Here is a 26375-nt window from a genome sequence, read left to right on the forward strand (position 1 = left end):
GCAAGCGGCATGCAGCCCTCGGCCATCCTCGAATCCGCCCTCTACGTCGCCGACCTCGATGCCGCGGAGACGTTCTACGGCGAGGTGATGGGGCTGGAGCGGATCGCCAAGGTGCCGGGGCGGCATGTGTTTTTCCGCTGTGGCCAGGGGGTGTTGCTCCTGTTCAACGCGGACGCGACGCGGCAACCGCCAAAGCCGGACGCCAGGCTGCCGGTGCCGCCGCACGGAACGTCGGGCCAGGGACATCTGTGCTTTGCCGGCACGGCTGACGAAATCGAAGACTGGAAGGTGCGGCTCGAAGGCAAGGGCATCGCCATCGAAGCCGATTTCGAGTGGCCAAACGGCGGCCGCTCCATCTATTTCCGCGATCCATCAGGCAATTCGCTGGAGATCGCCGAACCGAAAATATGGGGTATCTGATGCGCGAACTCGCCGACAAGAAGATCGTGATCGCCAGCCACAATGCCGGCAAGCTGCGTGAATTCGCCGACCTGATGGCGCCGTTCGGCTTCGAGGCGAAGTCGGCCAAGGAATATGGCCTGCCCGAGCCCGACGAAACCGGCACGACCTTCGAGCAGAACGCCTACATCAAGGCGCTGGCAGCGGCGACCGCGACGGAACTGCCGGCGCTGTCGGACGATTCCGGCCTCGTGGTCGATGCGCTCGACGGCGCACCGGGCGTCTACACCGCCAACTGGGCCGAGAAGCCTAACGGCACGCGCGACTTTGCCATGGCCATGCAGCGCACCGAAGACGCCATGCAGGAGCGCGGCGCGGCCAGCCCGGACCAGCGCAGCGGCCGCTTCGTCGCCGTCATCTGCCTGGCATGGCCCGACGGCCACGCCGAATATTTCCGCGGCGAGGCCGAGGGCACGCTGGTGTGGCCGCCGCGTGGCGAAAAGGGCTTTGGCTACGACCCGGTGTTCCTGCCAGAAGGCTTCGACAAGACCTTTGGCGAGATGAGCGCCGACGAAAAGCACGGCTGGAAGCCCGGCCAGGCCGAGGCGCTGTCGCACCGCGCCCGCGCCTTCCAGAAATTCGCCCGCGCCAAGCTCGGTTCGGCCTGATGGCATTTGCGTCGCTCAGCCGCGACCCCGGCTTCGGCGTCTATGTGCACTGGCCGTTCTGCGCGGCCAAGTGCCCCTACTGCGACTTCAACAGTCATGTCCGCCACCAGCCGGTGGACCAGGAGCGTTTTGCGCGCGCCTTCGCCACCGAGCTTGCGACCATGCGCGCCCGCACCGGCCCGCGCGAGGTGACGAGCATTTTCCTGGGTGGCGGCACGCCGTCGCTGATGCGGCCCGAAACGGTGGGCGCGGTGCTCGAGGCAATCGCCGCCAACTGGACGATTTCAGGCAACGCCGAGATCACGCTGGAGGCCAACCCGTCTTCGGTGGAGGCCGAGCGCTTCCGTGGCTATCGAGCCGCCGGCGTCAACCGGGTGTCTCTCGGCGTGCAGGCGCTGAACGATGCCGATTTGCGCTTCCTCGGACGGTTGCACAACGTCGAGGAGGCGCTGCACGCCATCGGCCTGGCGCGCGAGATCTTCCCGCGCCTGTCGTTCGACCTGATCTATGCCCGGCCCGGCCAGAAGCCGGATGCGTGGGCGGCGGAGCTGAAGCAGGCGATCGGCTATGCCGTCGACCACCTGTCGCTGTACCAGCTGACGATCGAGGAAGGCACGCGCTTCTTCCAGCTCTACAGTGCCGGCAAGTTCGAGATCCCCGACGGCGAGCACGCCGCCGAACTGTATGCGATCACGCAGGATGTCACGGCGGCGCATGGCCTGCCGGCCTATGAGATTTCCAACCACGCCATGCCGGGCGCCGAAAGCCGGCATAACCTGACCTACTGGCGCTACGGCGAATATGTCGGCGTCGGCCCGGGCGCGCATGGGCGCTTCATCGAGGACGGCAGGCGCATCGTCACCATCGCCGAGAAGATGCCGGAACGCTGGGCCGAACTGGTTGAGCAGAAGGGCCACGGCATCACCGGCGGCGAGACGCTGAACCGCTCCGAAGAGGCCGACGAGTTCCTGCTGATGGGCTTGCGGCTGGTCGAGGGCATCGACCTCGCCCGCTACGAGCAGCTTTCCGGCAAGTCGCTATCTTCGGCGCGGCTGTCGATCCTGCAGGGCGAAGGGTTGGTCGCGCCGATCGGCAATTCGCGCCTGCGCGCCACGCCTGAGGGCATGATCGTGCTGGATGCGGTGGTGGCGGATTTGGCGCGGTAGCGGCCGGTCTTGTCGTTGGGCGTGGTGCGGTAGCAAGCGTGATAGCATTTGACCGAGGTGCCGGCTTCAACGTCACGGCATGGATCCCCGGGTCTGCGCAGTTCGCTACGCTCCTGCTCCGCCCGAGGATGACGAAGCTGTGGGAGCGTCACCGCCAATCCCCAACGGTGGCACAGGTGCCACCAATTGGACCAGTTGTTGTAGGTATTCTCGATCTCCAGCGTCCACGATTAGCGGCGCGAAGCCTCCCCTCGTCATCCTCGGGCGGAGCAGGAGCGTAGCGAACTGCGCAGACCTGGGGATCCATGCCGTGACTGAACGGCCGGCCTCGGCGGTTCAGAATGCCTTTCTGTCCAGCGCGAAGCCGACAAAGCCACGCCAACACCGCTGAGCCAACAACGATCCAACTTCCAGCCTGCGCTCAGGCCTTCCTCTCCATAGAAAACACGTTGAGGCCTTCGACGCCTTCCTCGATGCGTTGCCAGCCCATCTTTTCGTAGAAGGCGGAAACCGCCGGCTTGGCGCAGAGATAGACGGTGTCGAAACCCTGCTCGAACGCTGCCTCTGCACCGGTCTGCACAAGGGCTGCGCCGATGCCGGATTTCCTGGCGGCTTCATCGACCCAGACGGCCGCCACCCATGGCGCATATTGCGGCCGCGATTCGAGATCGTTGTCGATCAGGTGGGCTGTGCCGAGGAAGGTATCGCCACGATGAGCGACGAGCGCCCGCGGCAGCCCGGTCGAGGCAAAATTCTCTTCCACCAGTCCCTGGATGAAGGCGAGCTGGTGGCCGTCGGCGCGCCACCACGCATTCCAGATGCGGTCGGCGACCTCGGCGGCGAATTCCGGCCTGTCGCGAAGATCGGAGATGGAATAGGGCTGGACCTGGGCGTTCGTCATCGTGCCTGCTGCTTTTTTGGGACTTTCGGAAAGCCGGCGACTGCTACAAGGCAAACAAGCAACTTTCCAGCGGCCAACAGATGACATTCACGGAGCCAGACATGACTACGGCATTCTCTACCTGGCAATTCTGGGCGATGCTTTCCGCGGTTTTCGCCGCACTGACGGCGATCTTCGCCAAGGTCGGCATTGAGAACGTCAATTCGGATTTCGCCACGCTGATCCGCACCGTGGTGATCCTGCTGGTGCTGGCGGGCATCGTGACCGCCACCGGCCAGGCGCAGGCGCTGGGCACGATTTCGGCCAAGACCTACACGTTCCTGATCCTGTCGGGGCTGGCGACCGGGGCGTCGTGGCTGTGCTATTTCCGCGCGCTGAAGCTGGGCAATGCGGCGCAGGTGGCGCCGATCGACAAGCTAAGCGTCGTTCTTGTCGCGGTGTTTGGCGTCATTTTCCTTGGCGAGCGACTTAGCGCGGCGAACTGGCTCGGCGTCGCGCTGATCGCGGCGGGCGCGGTTCTGGTCGCCACCAGGTCGTGACGGCGGGGCTGCCTTGGTGGCGGCGTCGAGACGGGAGATGAAGGCGTCGAAGCGATGGGGCATGGCCGGTGCTTTTGCCGTTTTCCGCGAATCTCTGTTCCGATCCGCGGCCGCGATTTCTGCCCCGCACTGTGGCAAAGCCAAGGCAGAAACGATCACATGTTTTGCAAGCCGGGGCGCGTCGTGCCAAACAGGGCGAAAGCCGTCCATTCCTGAACCGGGCGGCGAGCGGGGTTGAGTGCAGACGGGCGACAACAAGCGGGTTTTTGTGATCGGGCAGACCGAGATCGCGGCACGGCCGCTCGATCCGGCGCTGTATCTGGTGGCGACGCCAATCGGCAATCTCGGCGACATCACGCTGCGCGCGCTGGAAACGCTGGCCGGCGCCGACCATGTCGCCTGCGAGGACACGCGGGTGACCCGCGTGCTGCTCGACCGCTACGGCATCCGCCAGCGGCCGAGCGCCTATCACGAACATAACGCCACCGAGGCAGGGCCACGGCTGATCGAGGCGCTGGAGAATGGCCGCAGCGTGGCGCTGGTGTCTGATGCCGGCACGCCGCTGGTCTCCGATCCCGGCTTCCGGCTGGTCGAGCAGGCGCAGGCGCACGGCATCCGCGTGGTGCCGATCCCCGGAGCTTCGGCGGTGCTGGCGGCGCTGACCGCCTCGGGCCTGCCTTCGGATGCGTTCTTCTTCGCCGGCTTCCTGCCGGTGAAGGACGGGCAGAAGCGGACGCGCCTGGGTGAGGTAAAAGCCGTGCCCGGCACGCTGATCTTCTTCGAATCGCCGCGCCGGCTGGCAGACACGCTGGAAGCGATGACTGAGGTGCTCGGCACGCGCCAGGCGGCGATCGGCCGCGAGCTGACCAAGGCCTTCGAGGAAATCCGCACCGGCACGCTGGCGGAACTCGCCGCGCATTATGCCGAGGCCGACACGCCGAAGGGCGAGGTCGTCATCTGCGTGGCACCGCCCGAGGAGCGGACCGAGACGGTGGAAGACATCGACAAGCTGCTGGTTTCGCTGGCCAAGGAGATGCCGGCGTCGAAGGCGGCGGCGGAAGCCGCGCGCATGACCGGGCAGCAGAAGCCCGTGCTCTACCGCCGGCTGCTGGAACTCAAGGAAGGGGCCGGTGACTGACCGGCTCGCCCGGCAGAAGGCACTGGGCCGCGGTCATCGCGGCGAATGGCTGGCTGCGCTCGCGCTGATGCTCAAGGGCTATCGCATCGTCGCCCGGCGCTACAGGACCAAGCTCGGCGAGATCGACCTGATCGCGAGGCGTGGCGACCTTGTGCTGATCGTCGAAGTGAAAGCGCGCAAGACGTTGATCGAGGCGATGGAGGCCGTGGCCTATGGCTCGGAGCGCCGCATCGAAGGCGCTGCCGACCTGTGGCTGGCGCGGCAGCCGGACTATGGAAAACTTTCGGTGCGCTTCGACATGGTGGCGGTGCTGCCGAGGCGCTGGCCGGTGCATGTCGAGAACGCATTCCAGGGACGGAATTGAGCGCGGGTCTTTACCCCGATGGCCAATGCCCTTAACAGCGCTCGCAAAGCCTGCCGTGGCGCGGGCAATCGCGTTTCGCGTCGGCATGGACGCCTTGAAATACTGGAGATATCGATGACCCTTCCCGACCGCCTGAGCAACGACCCGCGCAGCCCCTATTTCAACGCGGAAGCGCTGGAGCAGGGCGTCGGTATCCTGTTCAACGGCAAAGAGCGCCAGGACGTCAGCGAATATTGCGTCAGCGAAGGCTGGATCCGCGTGCCGGCCGGCAAGTCGAAGGATCGCTTCGGCGAGCCGATCACCATCAAGCTCAAGGGCACGGTGGAGCCGTTCCCCAAGCCGTAAGGCGCTCGGTTCGCTCCTGACGAGTTGTCAGCCGGTGATGTCGAAGCCGGCCGGCACGCCCGACGGATCGGCCGGCTCCGGCACGACGCTTCGGACATCGGCGCCGCGCGGCCCCTGCCAAAACGCGTCCAGCATCGACGCCACCGCTTCGTCCGGGCCTGATATCAAAGCGTTGACCGAACCGTCGCGCTCGTTGCGCACCCAGCCGCGCAGGCCGAGGCGCTGGGCCTCGCGCTGTGTCCAGACGCGGAAGCTGACGCCCTGGACGTGGCCAGCGATGCGGACAAGAAGCGCGCGGGACGGAGCTGGCATTCGGGCCTCCTGACCGGCGCGGCGGTTTTCCGCCACGCCCTTGGCACCTCAGTATACGCCGCCCTGCCCGGCTGGCAGCCGGTTTCGGCGTTCGAAACTTCCGCGAAACGCTTTTCTACAGCGACAGAATCAGGTGCAAAGCGCACCACTTGCCGCTGCGCCAGTGCAGGCACACACTCTCCCGCCCAACCCCAGGAGGAGATCATGTGCCATCACTGCGTCATCGAATCCGTCAAGAGCGGCATGCTGAGCCGCCGCAGCCTGTTCAAGGGAGCCATCACCGCCGCCGGGGCCGCAGCGCTTGCCTCGGCCCTGCCGCCGAGGCCGCTATTCGCTGCCGAACCGCCGCACAAGGCCGAAGACCTGACCCATGAACTGTGGGAACAGTTTCCGACCTATTTTGGCGGACAACAGCTGTTCATCGAGCAGAAATTCAGCCATGCCAAGGACACGTTCAACCTGAACGAATGGCGGGTGAGCGAGCACACCGGCACGCATATCGACGCGCCCCTGCATTTCAGCGCCGACGGAAAGTCCGTGGCGGAATTGCCGGTCGAGGACCTGATCGCGCCGCTTGTCGTGGTCGACATCCGCACCAAGGCGGCTGACAACCCCGACGCGCAGCTGACGCCCGATGACATCAAGGCGTGGGAGGCTGCAAATGGCGAACTGCCGGAGGGCGCCGTGGTGGCGCTGCTGTCGGGCTGGGGCGCGCATGTCGCGACCGAGAAGTTCCGCAATGTCAGCGCCGACGGCAAGACGCTGCATTTCCCGGGCTTTCATGTCGAGACGGCGCAGCTGTTGCTCGAGAAGCCGACGGTCAAGGCGATCACGGTCGACACCCTGTCGCTCGACCATGGCCCTTCGCCCGACTTCGCCGTGCACAACACCTGGCTGCCGGCCGGGCGCTACGGCATCGAGGGCGTTGCCAATCTCGACAAGCTGCCCGCCAAGGGCGCGACCATCGTGGTCGGCGCGCCCAAGGTGCGCGGCGGCACCGGTGGCCCGGCCCGCGTCTTCGCGCTAGTCTAGCGGCGAGTGACCCGCATCGGCAGGCCGCCTTGCGGCTGGGTGGTGAGTTTCTGCACCGGCCAGGGCTTGGTTTCGGCGACGGTGTCGAAGCGGAAGCGGGAGAGCAGAATGGCGAGGGCGATGATCGCCTCCTGCATGGCAAAGCTCATGCCGATGCAGACGCGCGGACCGGCGCCGAACGGCAGGTACTGGTAGCGGTCGATCTTGTCCCTGTTCTCGGGATGGAAGCGCTCCGGCATGAAGGCGTTGGGGCGGTCCCACAGCTTGCGGTGGCGGTGGACCGTCCAGGGCATGACCAGCACCTGGGCTTTCCTGGGGATTTTCAGCCCCTTGTAATCGTCGTCGGCGATGGGTTCGCGGTTGATCGAAGGCGCCGGCGGGTAGAGCCTGAGCGCTTCCTCGAAGACAGCGCGGGTGTAAGGCATGGCGTCGAGCCACTTCACCGGGTCGGGTTCGCGGGCCAGCACTTCGTCGATTTCCTGCTCGACGCGGTCGCGCTCCCAGGTGGCTTCGGCAAGGCAATAGATGGTCCAGCCAAGCGCGCGCGCCGTGGTCTCGTGGCCGGCGCCGATGAAGGTGATGATGTTGTCCTCGATCTCTTGTCGCGACAATCCGTCCGGGCCTTCTGCGCGCAGCAACAGGGTGAGGAAATCCTGCGGCACGCCAGCGGGATCGCGGGCCAGCCTGTCGCTCCTCATCGCCACCGTGTCGGTGACGATCTTGCGGAAATAGGCCATGGTCTTGCGGCCGCGGATGCGGGTGAGGCGCGGCAGCCATTGAGGCGCGCGCAACAGGTCGAGCGGATCGACCCGGCCCATGGTCTCGAACAGCCGGTCGATCTCATGGGCGAAGCTGCCGGCCTCGCCGGCGATCTCGCCCGAAAACAGCGTCTCGGCCAGGATCTCGTAGGTCAGCATGGTCATGTCCTGGGCGACATCGACCGTACCGGTGGCATCCTCGTAGCGTTTGACGAAATCGAGCGTGCGGGCGAGCATCGGCTGGGCGAAGCCGAAGATGTGACGCGGCGTGAAGACCGGCGCCATGGCCTTGCGCGAGCGCTTCCAGACGTCGCCTTCGGCGGTCAGCAGGCCGTCGCGCAGGATCGGCCTGAGGATCATCTGGCGCACGGTCGCCATCTTGTAGTTCTTGGCGTTGTCGACCAGCACGTGGCGGATGAGACCGGGATCGTTGGCGATGACCAGCGGGCCGCCGACGCCCGACACTGAAATCCACGGCTCGTTGTAGGAGGGCTCGCCCCACAGTTCGAGCGGGTTGCGGTAGACGATGCGCATCATCTCCAGCGTCGACGGCGGCTTGGTGCGCGGTATCGGCGCCGGCGGGACGAAGGGTTCCGGTCTGGTATCCATCAGATTTTCTGCCTCACCCGCCCAATGTAGGTGCGGCAGAGGCATGCGTCCATGCGACCGAGCCGCAAGATGACCCAGATGTGACCGGTTACCAAAAGGTGCCTTCTTGTCACTGGAGGGTCTAGGCGACTATCTCCGCAGGTCACCATTTGATACCTGCCCACCAAGGACTGAAATCTTGAAACACCAGCTCAATATCGTCGTGGCCAGCACCCGCCCCGGTCGCGTCGGCCCCGTTTTCGCCCGCTGGCTCGAAGCGTTTGCACGCGAGCACGGCAAGTTCGACCCCGTGATCACCGACATCGACGCCTTCGGGCTGCCGATCTTCGACGAACCCAAGCACCCGCGCCTCGGCCAGTACGAGAACGAGCACACCAGGCAGTGGTCCGAGGCGATCAAGCCCGCCGACGCTTTCGTGTTCGTGACGCCCGAGTACAACTACTTCGCCGCTCCGGCTCTGGTGAACGCTATCGACTATCTGTCCCGCGAATGGAACTACAAGCCGGCGAGCTTCCTGAGCTATGGTGGCGTTTCGGCCGGCCTGCGCGCCGTGCAGTCGGAAAAACTGCTGTTGACCTCGGTCAAGATCATGCCGATCCCCGAGGCAATCGCGATCCCGGCCTTCACCCAGCACCTTGACGAGAATGGCGAGTTCAAGTCGAACGCGCTGATCGACGACAGCGCCAAGACGATGCTCGAAGAGCTGTTCCGCTGGAGCGAAGCGCTGAAGCCGTTGCGTGCGGCCTGATCGAACCTTGTCGCCCGACCGAAAAGGCGGGCGACAAACTGCCGCTGCACCAGATTCCAGCAACTAGAATGCAACCTATTGCAGCCATGGTCGTTGGCCCCTCAGGTCAAAAGCCAACAGGAACCCACGTGTAGGAAAATGACGAACTGCAAAGTGATGGTGGTCGAGGACGAGATCTTCGTCGCCACCGAAATCGAAAGCGTACTCGAAGAACTGGGGCATCACCCCGTCGGCATCGCCATGGACGCCGCGGCGGCGCTCGACCTCGCGCATATGGCCGAGGTCGCGCTTGTCGACCTCAATCTCCGCGACGGACCGACGGGGTCGCATGTCGGGCGCGTCCTGGCCGAGCAGTTCGGGGTGACGGTGCTCTACATGACCGCCAATCCCTCGCAGTTGGGCGACGGTATTCCCGGCACGATCGGGGTGATGCCGAAACCTGTCATCGACGAGGAATTGCGGCAGGCGATCGCCTATGCGGTAGCGCGGCGCCATAGTCTCCCTGCCGAGCCACCGGTGCGGCTTAGGCTTTTCGCCGACAATTCAAACGTCCAGCTTACCGACGAACCCTGATAGCGGCACCGGCTGCCTGCATCAGCGGCGCAGTGTCGACGAACGGCTGAGCTGGCTCTTAGGCACGACTATCGACACCTCAAGGCCGTCTCGTTGCCAGTTGCGCTCGAGCTTGCCGCCGAGCTGGCCTTCGACGCTGAGCTTGACCAGGCGGCTACCAAAGCCTTCGGCTTGCGGGTCGCCTTCCAACGGCCGCCCGCCGGTCTCCTTCCAGACCAGGCGGTAATCGTCGCCGGATTCGGCCGAACTCAGCACGACCCGGCCGCCGGGGCTGGCGAGCGCACCATATTTGGCAGCGTTGGTGGCGAGTTCGTGGATGAGCAGGGCCAGCGGCGTGGCCGCCGCATCGTCGATGATGGCATCGTCGCCTTCGAAGGCAAACCGGCCGCCATCGGCGCCGACATGCGGCGCGAGCAGAAGCGTAACCAGCGCCTGCAGCGACGAATTGTTGGCGATCGGACGGGAGGCCGCGCTGTGCGGCCTGACGAAATCATGCGCCTTGCCCATGGCGACGATGCGCTGGCGCAATTCGTCGGCTAGCGGCTTGAGATCGGGATAGGAACGCGCCGACAGGCCGATAATGCCGTTGAGGACCGAAAAGATGTTCTTGATGCGGTGGCTGAGCTCGTGCGCAACCACCTCGCGCTCCTCGGCGACCAGCTTTGTTTCGTGGATGTCGGTGCAGGTGCCGAACCAGCGGATGATATCACCGGCCTTGTTGCGGATTGGCAGGGCGCGTCCGAGGGTCCAGCGATACTCGCCGCTGTGGTGCCGCAGGCGGTACTCGATCTGGTAGGGCTCGCCCGTTGCCAGGCAGTGATGCCAGAGGTTCCAGGCCCGCTCCTGGTCGTCGGGATGGAACATGCCGTTCCAGCCGGCACCGTCGGTCGTCCCTTCCGCCATGCCGGTGAAATCGTACCAGCGGGCGTTGTAGTAGTCGTGATGGCCGTCGGGCCGCGTCGACCAGACCATCTGCGGCATGGTGTCGGCAAGCGTGCGGAAGCCGGCTTCGCTTGCCGCGAGCGCGGCCTCGAACGCCTTGCGCTCGGTGATGTCGATGACGACGCCGGGCAGGCGCTCGCCACCTTCCGCATCGCCGACCACCCGGCCGGTGGCCAATACCCAGCGCAACGCGCCGTCTGCACCTGGGAGGCGGTACTCGACGCTGAGTTCGCCGCGTTCGGCAATTGCCTGTTCGATGGCTTTCAGCACCCGGTCGCGGTCGGCTTCGTGGATCCGTTCAAGGAAGCGTGCCTGTGGAATGCCGCGCTCGGCATCGGCGACGTCGATATCGAACATCTGGGCGAAACGCGCATCGGCGGTGATCCAACGGCTGGAGATGTCCATGTCCCACGCGCCGACGATGCCCGAGGCCGCCAGCGCCAACGACAACCGCTCCTCGCTGCGGGCAAGCGCCTTTTCAGCGCGGACACGCTTGGTCGTCTCGGCGAGGATGGCGAGTGCTGCAACCGCGCTGCCGTCGTCGTCCAGCAACGGACTGTAGTCGAGGTCGAGCCAGACGCGTTCGGGCAGACCGTTGCGACGGAACACGAACTCCTGGTCCTCGAAGGTAACTGTGTCGCCTTCGAGGACCTTCGCCACGACGGCGCGGTTGAACTCCGCAACCTCGGGCCAGCTTTCGAAGACGGAGCTGCCCAAGCAGGCGGGATGTCGGCCCGCGGCGATCGGGGCGTAGGCGTCGTTGTAGATCATGATGCCTTCGCGTCCGACCATCAGACACATCGGCACCGCCGACGACAGCATGATGCGGACGCTCATGCGGATGACGGCCGGCCACGAGCTGATCGGGCCGAGCGGCGTGGCAGCCCAATCCAATGCGGCGATGCGGCCGTTCATCTCCCCCTCGAGGGTGGGGTGAAGACCCGCGGAATCAGCTCTTGACGGAAGGGTTGTTGGCATAGGGCGGGCGCAATTCTCAGTTAAAAAACGAGGGCCGTACGATGAAAACAAGTGGCGGCCGGCAGTTAGGATCACAAAACGACCGACATCAACAGACCTGCCGGCCAGAAGTTCCAAACAGGCGGCAATTCGAGGCGCAAGAACATCGCTCCATGGGCATGCCGGGAGCACCCCGGCGTGCGCCGTTATCCACGCCGAACAGGCCCGTAAAACTTGGAAAAACCACACTTAACCCCTATATCTGGGGATCAACGGACGTGCGATTCGGGGCCGATTCTGCCGCGTCCTCCTGCGGCAGTCAGACGAAAGTTTTTCATGAGCGACCAGTCCGAGAACCTTCCCGGCGCCGAAGCCGAGTACGGCGCAGATTCCATCAAGGTTTTGAAGGGGTTGGATGCGGTCCGCAAGCGTCCGGGCATGTATATCGGTGACACCGATGACGGCTCGGGCCTGCACCACATGGTCTACGAGGTCGTCGACAACGCCATCGACGAGGCGCTGGCCGGCCACGCGACGCTGGTCACGGTGTCGCTCAATCCCGATGGTTCGGTGACCGTGACCGACAACGGCCGCGGCATTCCTACCGATATCCACACCGGCGAAGGCATCTCGGCGGCTGAGGTCATCATGACGCAGCTGCATGCCGGCGGTAAGTTCGACCAGAATTCCTACAAGGTTTCGGGCGGCCTGCATGGCGTCGGCGTGTCCGTCGTCAACGCGCTGTCGGTCTGGCTGAAGCTCAAGATCCGCCGCAAGGGCCAGATCCACGAGATGAGCTTCACGCATGGCAATGCCGATGCGCCGCTGAAGGTGACGGGCGTTGCCGGCGACGAGACCGGCACCGAGGTGACGTTCCTGCCCTCGTCCGAAACATTCACCATGACCGAATTCGACTTCGGCACGCTGGAGCACCGGCTGCGCGAGCTCGCCTTCCTGAATTCGGGTGTCCGCATCCTGTTGTCCGACAAGCGCCACGCCGACATCAAGAGCCAGGAACTGCTTTATGACGGTGGCCTGATCGAGTTCGTGAAGTATCTCGACCGTGCCAAGAAGCCGCTCATCGGCGCTCCGATCGCGATCAGGGCGGAGCGCGACGGCATCACCGTCGAGGTGGCGATGTGGTGGAACGACAGCTACCACGAGAACGTGCTGGCCTTCACCAACAACATCCCGCAGCGCGACGGCGGCACCCATCTGGCCGGCTTCCGCGGCGCGCTGACGCGCCAGGTGACCGGCTACGCCGAAACCTCGGGTATCGCCAAGAAAGAAAAGGTATCGATTACCGCCGACGACACCCGCGAGGGCCTGACGGCGGTGCTTTCGGTCAAGGTTCCCGATCCGAAGTTCTCGTCGCAGACCAAGGACAAGCTGGTTTCGTCGGAAGTCCGCCCGGTGGTGGAGAGCCTGGTCAACGAGGCGCTCGGCACCTGGTTCGAGGAACACCCGGCAGAAGCCAAGACGCTGATCGCCAAGGTGGTGGAAGCCGCCGCGGCACGCGAAGCCGCCCGCAAGGCGCGCGAGCTGACCCGCCGCAAGGGCGTGCTCGACATCACCTCGCTGCCCGGCAAGCTCGCCGACTGCCAGGAGCGCGATCCAGCCAAGTCGGAAATCTTCATCGTCGAGGGTGACTCCGCCGGCGGCTCGGCCAAGAGCGGACGCTCGCGCCAGAACCAGGCGATCCTGCCGCTGCGTGGCAAGATCCTCAACGTCGAGCGCGCGCGCTTCGACCGCATGCTGTCGTCGGAAATGATCGGCACGCTGATCACCGCGCTGGGCACGTCGATCGGCAAGGACGAGTTCAACGCCGACAAGCTGCGCTACCACAAGATCATCATCATGACCGACGCCGACGTCGACGGCGCCCACATCCGTACGCTGCTGTTGACGTTCTTCTTCCGCCAGATGCCGGAGTTGATCGAGCGCGGGCACCTCTATATCGCCCAGCCGCCGCTCTACAAGGTGATGCGCGGAAAGAGTTCGCAGTACCTCAAGGACGAAAGTGCCTTCGAGGCCTATCTTGTCGACGTCGGCCTCGACGAGGCCTCGCTGACGCTGTCGTCGGGTGAAGTGCGGACCGGCCAGGACCTGCGCGCGGCGGTGGCAGACGCGCTCGGGGTGCGCACGCTGATCGACGGCCTGCACACCCGCTACTCGCGCCCGGTGGTCGAGCAGGCGGCGATTGCCGGCGCGCTCAATCCAGACATCTTCAACGACCTCGGCCGCGCCAAGGCGATGGCCGAAACGATCGCCCAGCGCCTCGACCTGATTTCGGAGGACATCGAGCGCGGCTGGACCGGCCACATCTCGACCGACAATGACGGCTCCGGCGGCTATGTGTTCGAACGCACGCTGCGCAGCGTCAAGGAGAGCGTGCATCTCGACATGGCGCTGATCAACTCGGCCGACGCGCGTGCGCTCGACCGATATGCCGGTCGTCTCACCGAGCTTTATGCCCAGCCGCCAGTGCTGCGCCGCAAGGAAACCTCGGAAGCCCTGGCGGGACCGCTGGCGCTGCTGAACGCGGTGTTCGCTTCGGGCCGCAAGGGCCTGACCATGCAGCGCTACAAGGGCCTGGGCGAAATGAACGCCGAGCAGCTGTGGGAAACCACGCTCGATCCGAACGTGCGCTCGCTGCTGCAGGTGAAGGTCAACGACGCCACCGACGCCGATGCGCTGTTCGCACGCCTGATGGGCGACGAGGTCGAACCGCGCCGCGACTTCATCCAGGAGAACGCGCTGAGCGTGGCCAACCTGGACGTTTGACCGCAGATTTTTCCAAGCAGGCTCATTTCGCCCCCTTCGTTCAGCGGAGGGGGCGATCATGTTTTCAGGGCTTGGCTTCTCCATATACGTTATGTATATGAATCGTATATGGGGAACCGCCATGGGCATTGTGAACATCGACGATGAGCTGCACGAGCAGCTGCGCCGGGCGAGCAAGGTGTCGTGCCGCTCGATCAACGCGCAGGCCGGCTTCTGGATCAAGGTCGGCATGCTGTGCGAGACCAATCCGACGCTGAGCTTCAACGAGATCATGGAGCGCGAGCTGATTTCCGCGGGCGTGTCGGCCCAGTCCCTGGCTGCGACCGCATGACCAAGCAGCCCGAGGAACTGCTGTTGCTGGCCGAGTCCGGCAGGCTTCTGGCGTCTGTGTTCGCGCTTTTGGATCGCACCCCGCTCGAAGGGAGGTCGACGCTCGAGATCAACGACATGGTCGAGCGTTTCATCGTCGACGACCTGCAGGCCCGCCCTGCGAGCAAGGGCCAGTACGGCTATGGCTTCGTGCTGAATTCGTCGATCAACGAGGTGGTCTGCCACGGCATTCCGTCGCAATCGGACGTGCTCAAGAACGGCGACATCATCAATCTCGACATCACGCTGGAGAAGAACGGCTACATCGCCGATTCCAGCAAGACCTATCTCGTCGGCGAGGTGCACCCGGCCGCCCGGAGGCTGGTCGAGATCACCCAAGAGGCGCTGTGGCAGGGCATCAGGGCGGTTCGCCCCGGCGCCACGCTCGGGGACATCGGCTGGGCGATCGAACGTCATGCCAAGCGCAACGGCTATTCGGTGGTGCGCGACTTTTGCGGCCACGGCATTGGCCGGGAGATGCACGAGAAGCCCGAGGTCCTGCACTACGGCAAGCCGGGCACCGGGCTCACGCTGCGCGAGGGCATGGTGTTCACCATCGAGCCGATGCTCAATCGCGGCCGGCGCAGCGTGCGGACCGAGGACGACGGCTGGACCGTGGTGACGCGGGACGGGTCGCTTTCAGCGCAGTTCGAGCACACGGTTGCGGTGACGGCGTCAGGCGTGTCGGTGCTAACGCTGCGGCCCGACGAAATGCAGCGTTCGGCTTTGCCCTGACGGCGGAGCCCTCGCCGTTGCCTCAATCGGCTTCGCGCAGCCGGTAGCCAACACCGGTCTCGGTGGTGATGAATTGCGGCTCGTCGGGGGTCTTTTCGATCTTCTGGCGCAGTTGCCGGACATAGACCCTGAGATACTGCACGTCGGCCGAACCGCCCCAGACGTGTTCGAGCAGGAAGCGGTGAGTCAAAACCTTGCCGGCGTGCTGCACGAGCACGCGCAGGATGTCGTATTCCTTGGGCGACAGCTTCACCTCCTGCCCGGCCAGCCTGACGATGCGCTTGACCAAGTCGACCGACAACTCGCCGGTCTGGAACACCGGCTTTTCGCCCTGCTGCTGCAACCGGTGGCGAAGCGCGGTGCGGATGCGCGCGGCCAACTCGTTCATGCCGAAGGGTTTCGAGACATAGTCGTCGGCGCCGAGTTCCAGCGCCTTGACGATGCCAGCCTCGTCGGTTCGGCTCGACAGGATGATGACGGGCACCGCAAGCCCCTCCGCCCGCCAGGCGGCGAGCAGGTCGTGGCCGGCCATGTCGGGCAAGCCAAGGTCGAGCAGGATGAGATCCGGCTTTTCCTCCTTGACCAACGCCATCGCCGTCTTGCCATTCGGCGCCTCGCTGATGGCATAGCCTTGGGTACCGAGGCCGACGCGCAACAGCTTGCGGATCGGCGGCTCGTCATCGACGATCAGGATCTTCACCGAAGCGCTGGTCATGCAATTCCATCCATGTTCGGTCCGTCCAGGCTTGGCCGCTCGGCCGGCACCGGCATGGTGATGGTGAAGACCGCGCCGGGGCGATCGGCCCTGTTGGAGGCAACGATGGTGCCGCCCATCGCCTCGACGAAACCACGGCAGATCGACAGGCCAAGCCCGGTGCCGGCGCGAACGTGGTCGCCCTTGCGGACGCGGTAGAACGTATCGAAAATGCGTTCGAGATCCGCCTGCGGGATGCCGGGGCCCTCATCCATCATCTGGATCGCGACCGAAGTGCCGTCGGCCCAGCCGCGGATGCGGATCAGCGAACCCTCGGGGGCATATTTCGCGGCATTGTCGAGCAGGTTGAACAGCACCTGTTCGAACAGCACCGGGTCGAGCTTCAGCATCGGCAAATCGGCCGGCATGTCGACTTCGGTCTTGTGCTGGGCGGTAATCTTGACAGCGCGGCGCAAGGCCGAACCGACGATGTCGCCGGCATAGTGCAGCGCGTAGTTGGGCTCCATGGCGCCCGACTCGAGCTTGGTCATGTCGAGCAGGTTGGCGATGAATCGATTGAGACGTTCTGACTCGTCGAGCACGGTCGTGACGAGCTCCGCCCTGCCCTCCTCCGGCAACGAGGTGCCGAACTCGCGCAGCGCGCCTGCCGCGCCCATGATACCGGCGAGCGGCGTCTTGAGGTCGTGCGAGATCGAGGTGAGCAGCGCCGAGCGCAGCCGGTCGGCCTCGACGGCGAGCCGGGCCCGATCGACATCGGCGACGAGCTGGATGCGCTCGATGGCAACCGCTGCCTGGTCGGCCAGCGCGTCGAACAGACGCTGCTGTTCCGGCGTCAGCAACGGACCCTGGCGGTCGTTGTCGAGGCCGACGACACCGACCGCCATGCGCCCGGTACGCAGCGGCAAATAGAGGCGCTTGGCGCCTGGCAAGGTGTCGGCGCCGCGGCCGGCGGCGCGGTTGTGCTCCCAGGCCCATTTGGCTGCGGCGATGTCGGCGTCGACAAGCGTATCGTCGGGCGGATAGCCGGCCTTGACGGCGATGCTGCCATCCTCGGGCAGGAGCAGGACTACGCGGACCTTGAGCATCGAGGCGATCTGGAAGGCGGTGGCCCAGAGCACGTCGTCGAGCGTGCCTGTGCCGGCGAGCTTCTTTGCGAAAAGGTAGAGGTCCTCGGTCATGCGCGCACGTTCACGCGCGGCGGCGGCCTGGCGCTGGACGCGGCCGGTCAGGTTGGAAGCGATGACAGCAACAATGAGGAAAAACAGGAATGCGACCACGCTCTCGGGATCGCCGATGTCGAGCGTGTAGAGCGGCGTCAGGAAGAAGAAGTTGTAGGTGCCGGCGCTGAGCAGCGAGGCAAACAGCGCCGGCCACAGGCCGAGCGTCACGGCAGAGGTCAGCACCGCCATCAGGAAGACGAGTGCAATGGAACGGACGTCGAGGAACTGGTCGAGCAGGAAGCCGACCACCAGCGCGCCGGTGACATGCAGCGTCGCGATGAAGTAGGGCCACAGGTTGAAGCTGCGGCGCGGGGCGGCGGTCTTGACGCCCTGCGAGGCGAGGGCCGCATCCTGATCCGTGCCCGAGGCGACGTGGACGGAGATGTTGCCGGCCTGGCGGATCAGGTCGTGGGTGACCGAGCCCTCGAAATATTCGCGCCAGCGCGACTTACCCGGCCTGCCAACGACGATGTGGGTGAAGTTGTGGGTGCCGGCATGGCGGACGATGTCTTCGGCGACTGCCTGGCCGGGAATGGTGACCGCCTCGCCGCCGAGCTGTTCGGCAAGGCGCATGGTGGCGGCGAGCCGGTCCTTGTCGGCATCGGGCAGGTTGGCCGAGCGCGACGTCTCGACATGGAGGGCAGCCCAGGGACAACGCAGGCGATCGGCCTGGCGGCGGGCGTAACGAACAAGCGAAGCGCTGCGCGGGTGCTCGTCGACGGCAACCAGCACGCGGTCGCCCGCCGCCCACGGTCCTTCGATGGCGTGAGCCTGCATGTGGGTGAGCAACTGCTCGTCGACGCGCTGGGCGGTGCGGCGCAACGCGAGTTCGCGCAGTGCCGTCAGGTTGCCGGGCGAGAAGTAATTCTCGATGGCGCGGCGCGCCGTGGTCGGGACATAGACCTTACCTTCGTGCAGGCGCTTGATCAGGTCGTCGGGCGTGAGGTCGATGATCTCGACATCGTCGGCGCGGTCGATAATCAGATCAGGCACCGTCTCGCGCACGATGACGCGGGTGATCTGCGCGACGATGTCGTTAAGGCTCTCGACATGCTGGATGTTGAGCGTGGTGTAGACGTCGATGCCCCGACCGAGGATTTCCTGGACGTCGAGGTACCGCTTGGGATGGCGGCTGCCGGGGGCGTTGGTGTGAGCAAGTTCGTCGACCAGCACCAACGCGGGGTGGCGGGCGATGATGGCGTCGAGGTCCATTTCCTCAAGGGAGCGGCCCTTGTAGTCGACCGCCTTGCGCGGGACGATCTCGAAGCCCTCGACCAGCGCCTGGGTTTCCCTGCGGCCGTGGGTCTCGACGACGCCGATGACGACGTCGGTGCCATCGGCAAGCCGGGCGCGGCCCGACATCAGCATCTCGTAGGTCTTGCCGACACCAGGTGCGGCGCCGAGGAATATCTTGAGACGGCCGCGTCCTTCACGCTCGGCTGTCTCCAGCAGCGCGTCCGGCGAAGGCCTGCCCTCCTTGTCTCTGATGTCGTCTGGCATCTATTCTTTGTATCGCTATGCGCGCCGGAGTTCTTACAGTGTTAGAACTCCGGCGCGACCTTGTCAGGGCGCAATCGCAGCGTCGAGTGCCAAATTCAACTTGAGCACATTGACCACCGGCTCACCCATGAAGCCCAGCTCGCGGCCCTCCACATGCTGGTCGACGAGGTTGCGGACGAAGGCCGCATCGGCGCCCCGCGCCTTGGCGACGCGGGCAAGCTGGAAATAGGCCGCCTCCGGCGAGATGTGCGGATCGAGGCCGCTGCCCGAGGTGGTGACCATCTCGATGGGCAGCGGTGCGCCGGGATCGGTCTGCTTCAGCTTTTCGGCCTCGGCCTTGATGCGGTCGATCAGCTTGGCGCTGGTCGGTCCGAGGTTCGAACCGGATGAGGCGGCGGCATTGTAGCCGTCGCCGGCGGCCGAGGGGCGACCATGGAAGTAGTGCTCGCCGACGAAGGCCTGGCCGATCAGCTCGGAGCCTATCACCGCGCCATCCTTTTCGATCAGGCTGCCGTTGGCCTGCCTAGGGAACAGCGCCTGGGCGATGCCGGTCATGCCGAGCGGATAGGCAAGGCCGGTGATGGCGGTTAGCGCCAGGATCATGACGAGCGCGGGTCTGATTTGCTTCAACATGAAGACTATCCTTTTACACGAGGCCGATGGCGGTGATCGCCATGTCGATGGCCTTGATGCCGATGAAGGGCACGACGATGCCGCCGAGGCCGTAGACCAGCATGTTGCGGCGGAGCAGGGCTGCGGCACCGACGGCGCGGTATTTCACGCCGCGCAGCGACAGCGGGATGAGCGCGACGATGATCAGCGCGTTGAAGATGATGGCCGACAGGATGGCACTCTGCGGGGTGGTAAGCCCCATGATGTTGAGCGCGCCGAGCTGCGGGTAGAAGGCCAGGAACATCGCCGGGATGATGGCGAAATACTTGGCGATGTCGTTGGCGATCGAAAAGGTGGTGAGAGCGCCGCGGGTCATCAGCAGCTGCTTGCCGATCTCGACGATCTCGATGAGCTTGGTCGGGTCCGAGTCAAGGTCGACCATGTTGCCGGCCTCGCGCGCAGCGACCGTGCCGGTGTTCATGGCCACGCCGACGTCGGCCTGGGCAAGGGCGGGGGCATCGTTGGTGCCGTCGCCGCACATCGCCACCAGCTTGCCCTTGGCCTGTTCCTCGCGGATCAGGCTGAGCTTGTTCTCAGGCGTCGCCTGGGCGAGGAAGTCGTCGACGCCGGCCTCGGCGGCAATGGCAGCAGCCGTCATCGGGTTGTCGCCGGTGATCATGACGGTGCGGATGCCCATGCGGCGCAGCTCGGTGAAGCGTTCCTTGATGCCGCCCTTGACGATGTCCTTGAGGTAGATGACGCCGAGCAGGCGCGCATCGCGGACGACGGCCAGCGGCGTGCCGCCGAGCTTGGCGATCTCGTCCGAGATCGCCTGGATGTTGCGCACCGCCTCGCTATCGGCAGGCGTGCCGGAAGCCGATGCCGCGATCGACTTCACATGGGCGAGCACCGAATCCACCGCGCCCTTGCGGATGGAGGAGCCGTCGAAATCGACGCCGCTCATCCGGCTCTGGGCGGTGAAGGGCACAAAATGCGCGTGCAGCGAGCCCATGTCGCGAGCGCGGATGCCGTAGCGCTCCTTGGCCAGCACGACGATGGAGCGACCCTCGGGGGTCTCGTCGGCGAGCGAGGCGAGCTGGGCGGCATCTGCCAGTTCCTGCTCGGTGACGCCCTTGACCGGGCGGAACTCGGTGGCCTGGCGGTTGCCAAGGGTGATGGTGCCGGTCTTGTCGAGCAGCAGCGTATCGACGTCGCCTGCGGCCTCGACGGCGCGGCCCGACATGGCCAGCACGTTGAAGCGGACGAGACGGTCCATGCCGGCGATGCCGATGGCCGACAGCAGCGCGCCGATGGTGGTGGGGATCAGCGTGACGAACAGCGCGACCAGCACGATGACCGGGATGTAGCCGCCGGCATAGGTGGCAAAGCTCGGGATGGTGGCGACGGCGAGCACGAAGATCAGCGTCATGCCGGCGAGCAGGATGTTGAGCGCGATTTCGTTCGGCGTCTTCTGGCGCTCGGCACCTTCCACCAGTGAGATCATGCGGTCGAGGAAGGTCGAGCCGGCAGCGGCGGTGATGCGGACGCGGATCCAGTCGGACAGCACCTGCGTGCCGCCTGTCACGGCCGAGCGGTCGCCGCCGGATTCGCGGATGACTGGTGCGGATTCGCCGGTGATGGCGGCCTCGTTGACCGAAGCGACGCCCTCGATGACTTCGCCATCGGAGGGGATAATGTCACCGGCTTCGACCAGGACGACCTGGCCGACCTTGAGGGCCGTTCCCGGCACCATCTTCCAGGCGGTGCGGCTTTCGCCCTCGAGCAGCTTGGCCTGGGTTTCGGTGCGCGCCTTGCGCAGCGAGTCGGCCTGGGCCTTGCCACGGCCTTCGGCGACAGCCTCGGCGAAGTTGGCGAACAGAACGGTGAACCAGAGCCAGAGGATGATCTGGAACGAGAAGCCGAGGCCGCCGGCGCCGGTGGCCAGGTCCTTAAGGAACAGCACGGTGGTCAGCGCCGTGACGACGGCGACGACGAACATGACCGGGTTCCTGGCCAGGCTGCGCGGGTCGAGCTTCCTGAAGGCATCGCCGATCGCCGGAAGAAGGATGCGAGCGTCGAGCAGGCTCGCGGATTTGTGGGTGCTCATGTGAGAGACTCCAATTCTTTCGTTTTGCGGCGCTGCATCAGAAGGTCTGGCCAACGATCATGGCGAGGTGCTCGACGATCGGGCCGACGGCAAGCGCCGGGAAGAAGGTCAGGCCGCCGACGATCAGGATGACGCCGGCGAGCAGGCCGACGAACAGCGTGCTGTCGGTCGGGAAGGTGCCGGCCGAGGCGGGAACGGTCTTCTTGGCGACCAGCGAGCCGGCAATGGCAAGCGCCGGGATGATGACCAGGAAGCGGCCCATCAGCATGGCGAGGCCGATGGTGATGTTGTACCAGGGCGTGTTGCCGGTGAGGCCGCCGAAGGCCGAGCCATTGTTGGCCGCGCCCGAGGTGTAGGCATAGAGGATCTCGGAGAAACCGTGCGGACCGGGCGTGCCGACCGAGGCCACCGCACTGGGGATCAGCACGGCGATGGCCGTGAAGCCGAGCATGGCGAGCGGCAGGCACAGGATGGCGAGCACGGCCATCTTGACCTCCTTGGCCTCGATCTTCTTGCCGAGATACTCCGGCGTGCGGCCAACCATCAGGCCGGCGACGAAGATGGCGATGATGACAAACATCAGGATGCCGTAGAAGCCTGCGCCGACGCCGCCGACGATGACTTCGCCGAGCTCCATGTTGATGAGCGGGATCAAGCCGCCGAGCGCGGTGAAGGAGCCGTGCATGGCGTTGACCGCGCCGCAGGATGCGGCAGTGGTGACCACGGCGAAGAGCGACGACAGGACGATGCCGAAACGGACTTCCTTGCCTTCCATGTTGCCACCGTCGATGCCGAGGGCATGGACGAGCGGGTTGCCGGCAGCCTCGGCCCAATAGGTGACGGCGACGCCGGCGACGAACAGGATGCCCATGGTGGCGAGGATCGCCCAGCCCTGGCGCTGGTTGCCGACCATGCGGCCGAAGACGTTGGTGAGGGCAGCACCCAGCGCGAAGATCGAAACCATCTGGATGAAGTTGGAGATGGCGTCGGGGTTTTCGAACGGATGCGCCGAGTTGGCGTTGAAGAAGCCGCCGCCATTGGTGCCGAGCATCTTGATGGCGAGCTGCGAGGCGACCGGGCCGACGGCGATGGTCTGCTGGGCACCCTCGACGGTCGCTGCGGTGACGTAGGCGCCGATCGTCTGCGGCACGCCGAGCCAGACATAGGCGAGCGTCAGCGCGATGCACAGCGGCAGGAGCACGTAGAACGTGGCGCGGGTCAGATCGACCCAGAAATTGCCGATCGACTTGCCCGAGGCGCGGGCGAAGCCGCGGATCAACGCCATGCCGATGGCGATGCCGGTGGCCGCCGAGACGAAGTTCTGCACCGTCAGGCCGGCCATCTGCACCAGGTAGGACATGGTGCTTTCGCCGCCGTAGTTCTGCCAGTTGGTGTTGGTGACGAAGCTGACGGCGGTGTTGAACGAGAGTTCAGGCGGCACCGCGCCCATGGCCGCCGGGTTGAACGGCAGGTCGCCCTGCACGCGCTGCAACAGGTAGAGCAGCAGGAAGCCGGCAACGTTGAAGGCGAGCATGGCCGCGGCATAGCCGGTCCAGTGCTGGTCCTCGCGCTCGCTGGTGCCGGCAAGGCCGTAGAGCAGGCGCTCGACCGGGACGAGGACGGGGGTGAGGAAAGTGCGCTCGCCGCTGAAGACGCGGTACATGTAGCCGCCGAGCGGCTTCACGAGCAAAACGACGACCCCGCAAAAAACGAGGATCTGTAGCCAGCCATTGATGGTCATGAGAAAAGCTTTCCGAACATGCGCGGGACGGTCTTCAGAACCGTTCGGGGCGGACGAGCGCGTAGGTCAGGTAGGCGAGCAGGAACACGGTCACTGCACCGCCGAGGATGTAGTCGAACAACATCGGACGCTCCTTCAGAGGATGTCGCAGGCTTTGACGTAGGCGAAGCACATGGCGAAGAAGACGACGCCTATGGCGAGTACGAAGATGTCCATCTCCGGAATCCTTTCCTGAAATCGTCCCGGCAGGCCGGGCGTTGGGTCGATGCACGACGCGACGGCGCCTGCGTTGCGGGCGCCGTCGGCAGAACTGTCGATGTCAGGGGGAATCTGGGGCAGAACCGCATTAAGGTTCGAGAGAGCGGCGCACTGAAAGAAATAGGAATTTCATAAAGAAAACGGCCCCAAGGCGGATGCCTGGGGCCGTTTTCTGTGGTCACAGCATGTGATTGCCGCATCAGTAGAGCGGCAAGCAATACGTCAGGCCAGGCCTTCGGCGCGCAGCGCCTTCTGCACCGCTGGGCGGGCGGCCACGGTACCGAGATAGCGCTGGATGTTGGTGAAGGACGACAGGTCGATGCCGACATGCTTGGCCCAGCCGAGGATCGTCCAGAGATAGGCGTCGGCGGCAGTGAAGGCATCGCCCATCAGGTAGGAACGGCCATCGAGCTTGGCGTCGACATAAGCGAGGCGCCTGGCGAGAAGCTCGCGGTTGATCTCCTTGGTGGCCTCGGGCGTGTTGGGCTTGAAGAAGGCGCCGAAGACCTTGTGCAGCTCGGTGGCGACAAAGGCCAGCCACTGCTGGACACGGTAGCGCGCCATGTCGCCGGCCTTGGGCATCAGGCCGCTCTCGGGCTTCTGGTCGGCAAGGTACTGGACCAGCACCGAGGCCTCGGTCATCAGCTCTCCGTCGCCGAGCACGAGCGCCGGCACATAGCCGTTGGGGTTGGTGGCGAGGAAATCCTGCTGGGCTTCGGTGGTCTTGGTCTTGCCGTCGACCTTGACGAGATCGAGGTCGATGCCGACTTCGTTGGCGACGATGTGGGGTGCCAGCGAGCAGGCGCCGGGCATATAGAAAAGCTTCATTTCAAGGAGAACTCCGGATGGGTGGGCCCTCCTCTCGCATGCGCGGGCGAGGCGGCAAAGCACCCAATCGGTGAACACTATGTCTGCCGCTGCAACCTGATCGCGATCTTGAAATCGCGCGCCGCTACACAGTGATCGTCTTCAGCCTCTCGGCAATGAGTGCGGCCAGCCGCGTTGCGACCTCCTCCTTGGAAAGATCCGGCCATTCGTCGACGCCACCCTTGCTGACGATGCGGACCCGGTTGCGGTCGCCGCCCATGACGCCGCCCTCGTGGCTGACATCGTTGGCGACGATGAAATCCGCACCTTTCTTCGCCAGCTTGGCCTGGGCGTTCTTGAGCACGTCCTGGGTCTCGGCAGCGAAACCGACGACGAGGAATGGTCGCCTGGCGTGATGACCGACGCCGGCGAGGATATCCGGATTCTCGACCATCTTGAGCGTCGGTGCGCCCTCGCCCGCCACCTTCTTGATCTTTTCGCCGGCGGCATTGTCGGTGCGCCAGTCGGCAACGGCGGCGACAAAGACCGCGGCATCAGCCGGCAGAAGCTGCTCGACGGCGTCACGCATCTCGCGCGCGCTCTCGACATGCACGGTCTTCACGCCGGCAGGATCGGCAATGGTGACCGGGCCGGAGACGAGGCGGACGTCGGCGCCGAGCCGGGCCAGGGCAGCGGCAAGCGCATGGCCCTGCTTGCCCGACGAGCGGTTGGCGATGTAGCGCACCGGATCGATGGGTTCGTGCGTCGGCCCCGAGGTGACGATAACCTTCTTGCCCGACAGCGGCTTCGGCTTGCTATCGAGCAGCGCTTCGATGGCCGCCACGATCTCCAGCGGCTCGGCCATGCGGCCCTCGCCGGCCTCGTTGCTCTCAGCCATCTCGCCCTTCATCGGGCCGATGAAATGGATACCATCTTTTTCCAGCGTGGCGCGGTTGCGGCGCGTCGCCGGGTTCGACCACATGCGGGGGTTCATGGCCGGCGCCAGCAGCACCTTCTTGTCGGTGGCAAGAAGCACGGCGGAGGCGAGATCGTCGGCATGGCCGTTGGCGAGCTTGGCCATCAGGTCGGCGGTGGCGGGCGCGACCACGATCAGGTCGGCCTCGCGCGACAGCCTGATGTGGCCGACATCCTGCTCGTCCTGGCGGTCGAAGAGATCGGTGAAGACGTGGTCGGCGGTCAGCGCACCCACCGACAGCGGCGTGACGAACTGCTGGGCAGCCGAGGTCATGACCGCCCGCACCGAAGCGCCGCGCTCACGCAGCCGCCGGATCAGGTCGAGCGACTTGTAGGCCGCGATGCCGCCGCCGATGATGAGCAGGATGCGCTTGCCGGAAAGGATCATGCTTGGCCCTCAGGCCGGCTTCAGCGCCGGCACGATGTCGGTATGGATGAAATCGTCGCCCTTGAAAAGCAGTGGGACGTTCCGGGTTTTCGCCAGGGCATAGGCGAAGCAATCGCCGAAGTTGAGATTGGCCAGATGCCCCGAGTCCCGGCCGAAGCGGCGATGCGCATCGACGGCAGCGTCGGCGAGGCCGCGATCGAAGGCGACGTCGAACTGCAGCGCTTGGGCAAGCTGTTGCAGGCGATCCAGGCCGTCCGGCCCAAGCCGGTTCGAAACGACAATGCCGGTTTCGGCCCAGGTCGGCGCACACACCAGAACCGGCGAACCATACATGACACGGGCCACGTCCTCGGCCTCAGGCTCGGCCGCAAGAAATGCGAACAATGCCGAGGTGTCGATGACGATCATCGGGAACGTTCGGACTCGTAGAGATAGTCCCAGACCTCGTCCTGCACCCTCTTGGAATCTATCGGCGCGGCGGGCTTGCGGGACAGGCTCATGATGTCGTCGAAGGAGACCTTGAGCAGGCGGCGATTGCCGTTCCTGACATCGCGGGTGATGACGTCACGCGCCTCCTGCTCCATCGACACGCCGCGGGCGGCGGCGCGCGTGCGCAGCTCCTGCTTCACATCGTCATCGAGGTTGCGGATCACCAGCGTGGCCATGGCACGGCTCCAGTCTCTGCCCAAAGATAGCGCCGTCGGCGGCTGCAT

Annotated in this window: 27 protein-coding genes; 13 read left to right on the plus strand and 14 right to left on the minus strand. The window is 65.2% G+C overall.

The features are described from left to right. Positions 1-9: 9 nt before the first annotated feature. The 3 genes from GGQ99_RS13255 to hemW are packed head-to-tail and all read left to right on the plus strand — an operon-like array spanning position 10 to position 2233. The gene (locus GGQ99_RS13255) at positions 10-420 is read left to right on the plus strand and encodes a VOC family protein (RefSeq protein WP_183262908.1); all 411 of its coding nucleotides are present in this window, start codon (positions 10-12) and stop codon (positions 418-420) included. After that, positions 420-1067, plus strand: coding sequence for an RdgB/HAM1 family non-canonical purine NTP pyrophosphatase (rdgB, locus tag GGQ99_RS13260; protein ID WP_183262909.1), 648 nt, complete (start codon positions 420-422; stop codon positions 1065-1067). Before GGQ99_RS13255 ends, rdgB begins: the two co-directional genes overlap by 1 nt. Beyond that, positions 1067-2233 carry a radical SAM family heme chaperone HemW gene (hemW, locus tag GGQ99_RS13265; protein ID WP_183262910.1) on the plus strand — a complete coding sequence of 389 codons (1167 nt, stop codon included), beginning with the start codon at positions 1067-1069 and terminating at the stop codon, positions 2231-2233. Before rdgB ends, hemW begins: the two co-directional genes overlap by 1 nt. A gap of 421 nt (positions 2234-2654) precedes the next feature. Here hemW and GGQ99_RS13270 read toward each other — a convergent pair whose 3' ends face one another. Beyond that, complete coding sequence (locus GGQ99_RS13270; RefSeq protein WP_183262911.1) at positions 2655-3134, minus strand: GNAT family N-acetyltransferase; 480 nt, start codon at positions 3132-3134, stop codon at positions 2655-2657. Positions 3135-3235: 101 nt separating this feature from the next. On the opposite strand from GGQ99_RS13270, the gene GGQ99_RS13275 reads away from it, so the two are divergent. The 4 genes from GGQ99_RS13275 (at position 3236) to GGQ99_RS13290 (ending at position 5520) form a co-directional block, all read left to right on the plus strand. Then, positions 3236-3673 carry an EamA family transporter gene (locus GGQ99_RS13275; RefSeq protein ID WP_183262912.1) on the plus strand — a complete coding sequence of 146 codons (438 nt, stop codon included), beginning with the start codon at positions 3236-3238 and terminating at the stop codon, positions 3671-3673. A 238-nt stretch (positions 3674-3911) separates the two neighbouring features. Then, complete coding sequence (rsmI, locus tag GGQ99_RS13280; protein WP_183262913.1) at positions 3912-4811, plus strand: 16S rRNA (cytidine(1402)-2'-O)-methyltransferase; 900 nt, start codon at positions 3912-3914, stop codon at positions 4809-4811. Next, the gene (locus tag GGQ99_RS13285; protein WP_183262914.1) at positions 4804-5175 is read left to right on the plus strand and encodes a YraN family protein; all 372 of its coding nucleotides are present in this window, start codon (positions 4804-4806) and stop codon (positions 5173-5175) included. Before rsmI ends, GGQ99_RS13285 begins: the two co-directional genes overlap by 8 nt. Before the next feature lie 114 nt (positions 5176-5289). After that, positions 5290-5520 carry a DUF3297 family protein gene (locus GGQ99_RS13290; protein WP_108609548.1) on the plus strand — a complete coding sequence of 77 codons (231 nt, stop codon included), beginning with the start codon at positions 5290-5292 and terminating at the stop codon, positions 5518-5520. Positions 5521-5547: 27 nt separating this feature from the next. On the opposite strand, the gene GGQ99_RS13295 is transcribed toward GGQ99_RS13290, so the two are convergent. Beyond that, the gene (locus GGQ99_RS13295; RefSeq protein ID WP_183262915.1) at positions 5548-5832 is read right to left on the minus strand and encodes an acylphosphatase; all 285 of its coding nucleotides are present in this window, start codon (positions 5830-5832) and stop codon (positions 5548-5550) included. Positions 5833-6036: 204 nt separating this feature from the next. Here GGQ99_RS13295 and GGQ99_RS13300 point away from each other — a divergent pair, with 204 nt between their 5' ends. After that, positions 6037-6864 (plus strand): cyclase family protein, encoded by an 828-nt coding sequence (locus tag GGQ99_RS13300; RefSeq protein WP_183262916.1) that lies wholly within the window; start codon positions 6037-6039, stop codon positions 6862-6864. Here GGQ99_RS13300 and GGQ99_RS13305 read toward each other — a convergent pair. Continuing rightward, on the minus strand, positions 6861-8231 hold the full coding sequence (locus GGQ99_RS13305; protein WP_183262917.1) for a cytochrome P450: 1371 nt from the start codon (positions 8229-8231) through the stop codon (positions 6861-6863). The genes GGQ99_RS13300 and GGQ99_RS13305 overlap by 4 nt on opposite strands. Before the next feature lie 178 nt (positions 8232-8409). Between GGQ99_RS13305 and GGQ99_RS13310 the strand changes: the two genes are divergently transcribed. Together GGQ99_RS13310 and GGQ99_RS13315 are read left to right on the plus strand one after the other, a co-directional pair. Then, positions 8410-8979, plus strand: a complete 570-nt coding sequence (locus tag GGQ99_RS13310; protein ID WP_183262918.1) for an NADPH-dependent FMN reductase — start codon at positions 8410-8412, stop codon at positions 8977-8979. Between the two features lie 138 nt (positions 8980-9117). Further along, a complete protein-coding gene (locus GGQ99_RS13315; RefSeq protein ID WP_108605475.1) occupies positions 9118-9552 on the plus strand; it encodes a response regulator in 435 nt (144 codons plus the stop codon). Between the two features lie 21 nt (positions 9553-9573). On the opposite strand, the gene GGQ99_RS13320 is transcribed toward GGQ99_RS13315, so the two are convergent. Beyond that, positions 9574-11409 (minus strand): PAS domain-containing sensor histidine kinase, encoded by a 1836-nt coding sequence (locus tag GGQ99_RS13320; protein ID WP_183262919.1) that lies wholly within the window; start codon positions 11407-11409, stop codon positions 9574-9576. Positions 11410-11787: 378 nt separating this feature from the next. Between GGQ99_RS13320 and gyrB the strand changes: the two genes are divergently transcribed. The 3 genes from gyrB (at position 11788) to map (ending at position 15339) form a co-directional block, all read left to right on the plus strand. Next, complete coding sequence (gene gyrB, locus GGQ99_RS13325) at positions 11788-14235, plus strand: DNA topoisomerase (ATP-hydrolyzing) subunit B (protein WP_108605477.1); 2448 nt, start codon at positions 11788-11790, stop codon at positions 14233-14235. 121 nt (positions 14236-14356) lie between these two features. Then, positions 14357-14566, plus strand: coding sequence for a ParD-like family protein (locus tag GGQ99_RS13330; protein ID WP_108605478.1), 210 nt, complete (start codon positions 14357-14359; stop codon positions 14564-14566). Continuing rightward, on the plus strand, positions 14563-15339 hold the full coding sequence (gene map / locus GGQ99_RS13335; protein WP_108605479.1) for a type I methionyl aminopeptidase: 777 nt from the start codon (positions 14563-14565) through the stop codon (positions 15337-15339). Before GGQ99_RS13330 ends, map begins: the two co-directional genes overlap by 4 nt. Positions 15340-15361: 22 nt before the next feature. Here map and GGQ99_RS13340 read toward each other — a convergent pair whose 3' ends face one another. From GGQ99_RS13340 to GGQ99_RS13385, 10 genes are all read right to left on the minus strand, one after another. After that, positions 15362-16054 (minus strand): response regulator transcription factor, encoded by a 693-nt coding sequence (locus GGQ99_RS13340; protein WP_183262920.1) that lies wholly within the window; start codon positions 16052-16054, stop codon positions 15362-15364. Beyond that, complete coding sequence (locus tag GGQ99_RS13345; protein ID WP_183262921.1) at positions 16051-18774, minus strand: sensor histidine kinase; 2724 nt, start codon at positions 18772-18774, stop codon at positions 16051-16053. Before GGQ99_RS13345 ends, GGQ99_RS13340 begins: the two co-directional genes overlap by 4 nt. 63 nt (positions 18775-18837) lie before the next feature. Next, positions 18838-19407 (minus strand): potassium-transporting ATPase subunit KdpC, encoded by a 570-nt coding sequence (gene kdpC / locus GGQ99_RS13350; RefSeq protein ID WP_183262922.1) that lies wholly within the window; start codon positions 19405-19407, stop codon positions 18838-18840. 13 nt (positions 19408-19420) lie between these two features. After that, positions 19421-21493, minus strand: coding sequence for a potassium-transporting ATPase subunit KdpB (gene kdpB / locus GGQ99_RS13355; protein ID WP_183262923.1), 2073 nt, complete (start codon positions 21491-21493; stop codon positions 19421-19423). Positions 21494-21530: 37 nt separating this feature from the next. Further along, the gene (kdpA, locus tag GGQ99_RS13360; RefSeq protein ID WP_183262924.1) at positions 21531-23234 is read right to left on the minus strand and encodes a potassium-transporting ATPase subunit KdpA; all 1704 of its coding nucleotides are present in this window, start codon (positions 23232-23234) and stop codon (positions 21531-21533) included. A 34-nt stretch (positions 23235-23268) separates the two neighbouring features. Beyond that, on the minus strand, positions 23269-23358 hold the full coding sequence (locus GGQ99_RS13365; protein ID WP_183262925.1) for a K(+)-transporting ATPase subunit F: 90 nt from the start codon (positions 23356-23358) through the stop codon (positions 23269-23271). Positions 23359-23714: 356 nt separating this feature from the next. Next, complete coding sequence (gstA, locus tag GGQ99_RS13370; protein WP_183262926.1) at positions 23715-24320, minus strand: glutathione transferase GstA; 606 nt, start codon at positions 24318-24320, stop codon at positions 23715-23717. Between the two features lie 124 nt (positions 24321-24444). Next, complete coding sequence (coaBC, locus tag GGQ99_RS13375; protein ID WP_183262927.1) at positions 24445-25662, minus strand: bifunctional phosphopantothenoylcysteine decarboxylase/phosphopantothenate--cysteine ligase CoaBC; 1218 nt, start codon at positions 25660-25662, stop codon at positions 24445-24447. A gap of 9 nt (positions 25663-25671) precedes the next feature. Beyond that, entirely contained in the window at positions 25672-26070 is a 399-nt protein-coding gene (locus GGQ99_RS13380) for a type II toxin-antitoxin system VapC family toxin (RefSeq protein ID WP_183262928.1), read from the minus strand. Continuing rightward, positions 26067-26327 carry a FitA-like ribbon-helix-helix domain-containing protein gene (locus GGQ99_RS13385; protein ID WP_183262929.1) on the minus strand — a complete coding sequence of 87 codons (261 nt, stop codon included), beginning with the start codon at positions 26325-26327 and terminating at the stop codon, positions 26067-26069. The genes GGQ99_RS13380 and GGQ99_RS13385 overlap by 4 nt, the downstream gene beginning before the upstream one ends. Between the last annotated feature and the right edge of the window lie 48 nt (positions 26328-26375).

The organism is Aminobacter niigataensis (assembly GCF_014200015.1).
GTDB classification, from domain to species: Bacteria; Pseudomonadota; Alphaproteobacteria; order Rhizobiales; family Rhizobiaceae; genus Aminobacter; species Aminobacter niigataensis.

What these genes read in the sequence shown, in the direction of transcription:
- GGQ99_RS13255 (WP_183262908.1), top strand. Translation starts at nt 10, where the DNA reads ATGCAGCCCTCGGCCATCCTCGAATCCGCCCTCTACGTCGCCGACCTC.
- rdgB (WP_183262909.1), top strand. Translation starts at nt 420, where the DNA reads ATGCGCGAACTCGCCGACAAGAAGATCGTGATCGCCAGCCACAATGCC.
- hemW (WP_183262910.1), top strand. Translation starts at nt 1,067, where the DNA reads ATGGCATTTGCGTCGCTCAGCCGCGACCCCGGCTTCGGCGTCTATGTG.
- GGQ99_RS13270 (WP_183262911.1), bottom strand. Translation starts at nt 3,134, where the DNA reads ATGACGAACGCCCAGGTCCAGCCCTATTCCATCTCCGATCTTCGCGAC.
- GGQ99_RS13275 (WP_183262912.1), top strand. Translation starts at nt 3,236, where the DNA reads ATGACTACGGCATTCTCTACCTGGCAATTCTGGGCGATGCTTTCCGCG.
- GGQ99_RS13290 (WP_108609548.1), top strand. Translation starts at nt 5,290, where the DNA reads ATGACCCTTCCCGACCGCCTGAGCAACGACCCGCGCAGCCCCTATTTC.
- GGQ99_RS13295 (WP_183262915.1), bottom strand. Translation starts at nt 5,832, where the DNA reads ATGCCAGCTCCGTCCCGCGCGCTTCTTGTCCGCATCGCTGGCCACGTC.
- GGQ99_RS13300 (WP_183262916.1), top strand. Translation starts at nt 6,037, where the DNA reads ATGTGCCATCACTGCGTCATCGAATCCGTCAAGAGCGGCATGCTGAGC.
- GGQ99_RS13305 (WP_183262917.1), bottom strand. Translation starts at nt 8,231, where the DNA reads ATGGATACCAGACCGGAACCCTTCGTCCCGCCGGCGCCGATACCGCGC.
- GGQ99_RS13315 (WP_108605475.1), top strand. Translation starts at nt 9,118, where the DNA reads ATGACGAACTGCAAAGTGATGGTGGTCGAGGACGAGATCTTCGTCGCC.
- GGQ99_RS13320 (WP_183262919.1), bottom strand. Translation starts at nt 11,409, where the DNA reads ATGAACGGCCGCATCGCCGCATTGGATTGGGCTGCCACGCCGCTCGGC.
- gyrB (WP_108605477.1), top strand. Translation starts at nt 11,788, where the DNA reads ATGAGCGACCAGTCCGAGAACCTTCCCGGCGCCGAAGCCGAGTACGGC.
- GGQ99_RS13330 (WP_108605478.1), top strand. Translation starts at nt 14,357, where the DNA reads ATGGGCATTGTGAACATCGACGATGAGCTGCACGAGCAGCTGCGCCGG.
- map (WP_108605479.1), top strand. Translation starts at nt 14,563, where the DNA reads ATGACCAAGCAGCCCGAGGAACTGCTGTTGCTGGCCGAGTCCGGCAGG.
- GGQ99_RS13340 (WP_183262920.1), bottom strand. Translation starts at nt 16,054, where the DNA reads ATGACCAGCGCTTCGGTGAAGATCCTGATCGTCGATGACGAGCCGCCG.
- GGQ99_RS13345 (WP_183262921.1), bottom strand. Translation starts at nt 18,774, where the DNA reads ATGCCAGACGACATCAGAGACAAGGAGGGCAGGCCTTCGCCGGACGCG.
- kdpC (WP_183262922.1), bottom strand. Translation starts at nt 19,407, where the DNA reads ATGTTGAAGCAAATCAGACCCGCGCTCGTCATGATCCTGGCGCTAACC.
- kdpB (WP_183262923.1), bottom strand. Translation starts at nt 21,493, where the DNA reads ATGAGCACCCACAAATCCGCGAGCCTGCTCGACGCTCGCATCCTTCTT.
- kdpA (WP_183262924.1), bottom strand. Translation starts at nt 23,234, where the DNA reads ATGACCATCAATGGCTGGCTACAGATCCTCGTTTTTTGCGGGGTCGTC.
- GGQ99_RS13365 (WP_183262925.1), bottom strand. Translation starts at nt 23,358, where the DNA reads ATGTTGTTCGACTACATCCTCGGCGGTGCAGTGACCGTGTTCCTGCTC.
- gstA (WP_183262926.1), bottom strand. Translation starts at nt 24,320, where the DNA reads ATGAAGCTTTTCTATATGCCCGGCGCCTGCTCGCTGGCACCCCACATC.
- coaBC (WP_183262927.1), bottom strand. Translation starts at nt 25,662, where the DNA reads ATGATCCTTTCCGGCAAGCGCATCCTGCTCATCATCGGCGGCGGCATC.
- GGQ99_RS13380 (WP_183262928.1), bottom strand. Translation starts at nt 26,070, where the DNA reads ATGATCGTCATCGACACCTCGGCATTGTTCGCATTTCTTGCGGCCGAG.
- GGQ99_RS13385 (WP_183262929.1), bottom strand. Translation starts at nt 26,327, where the DNA reads ATGGCCACGCTGGTGATCCGCAACCTCGATGACGATGTGAAGCAGGAG.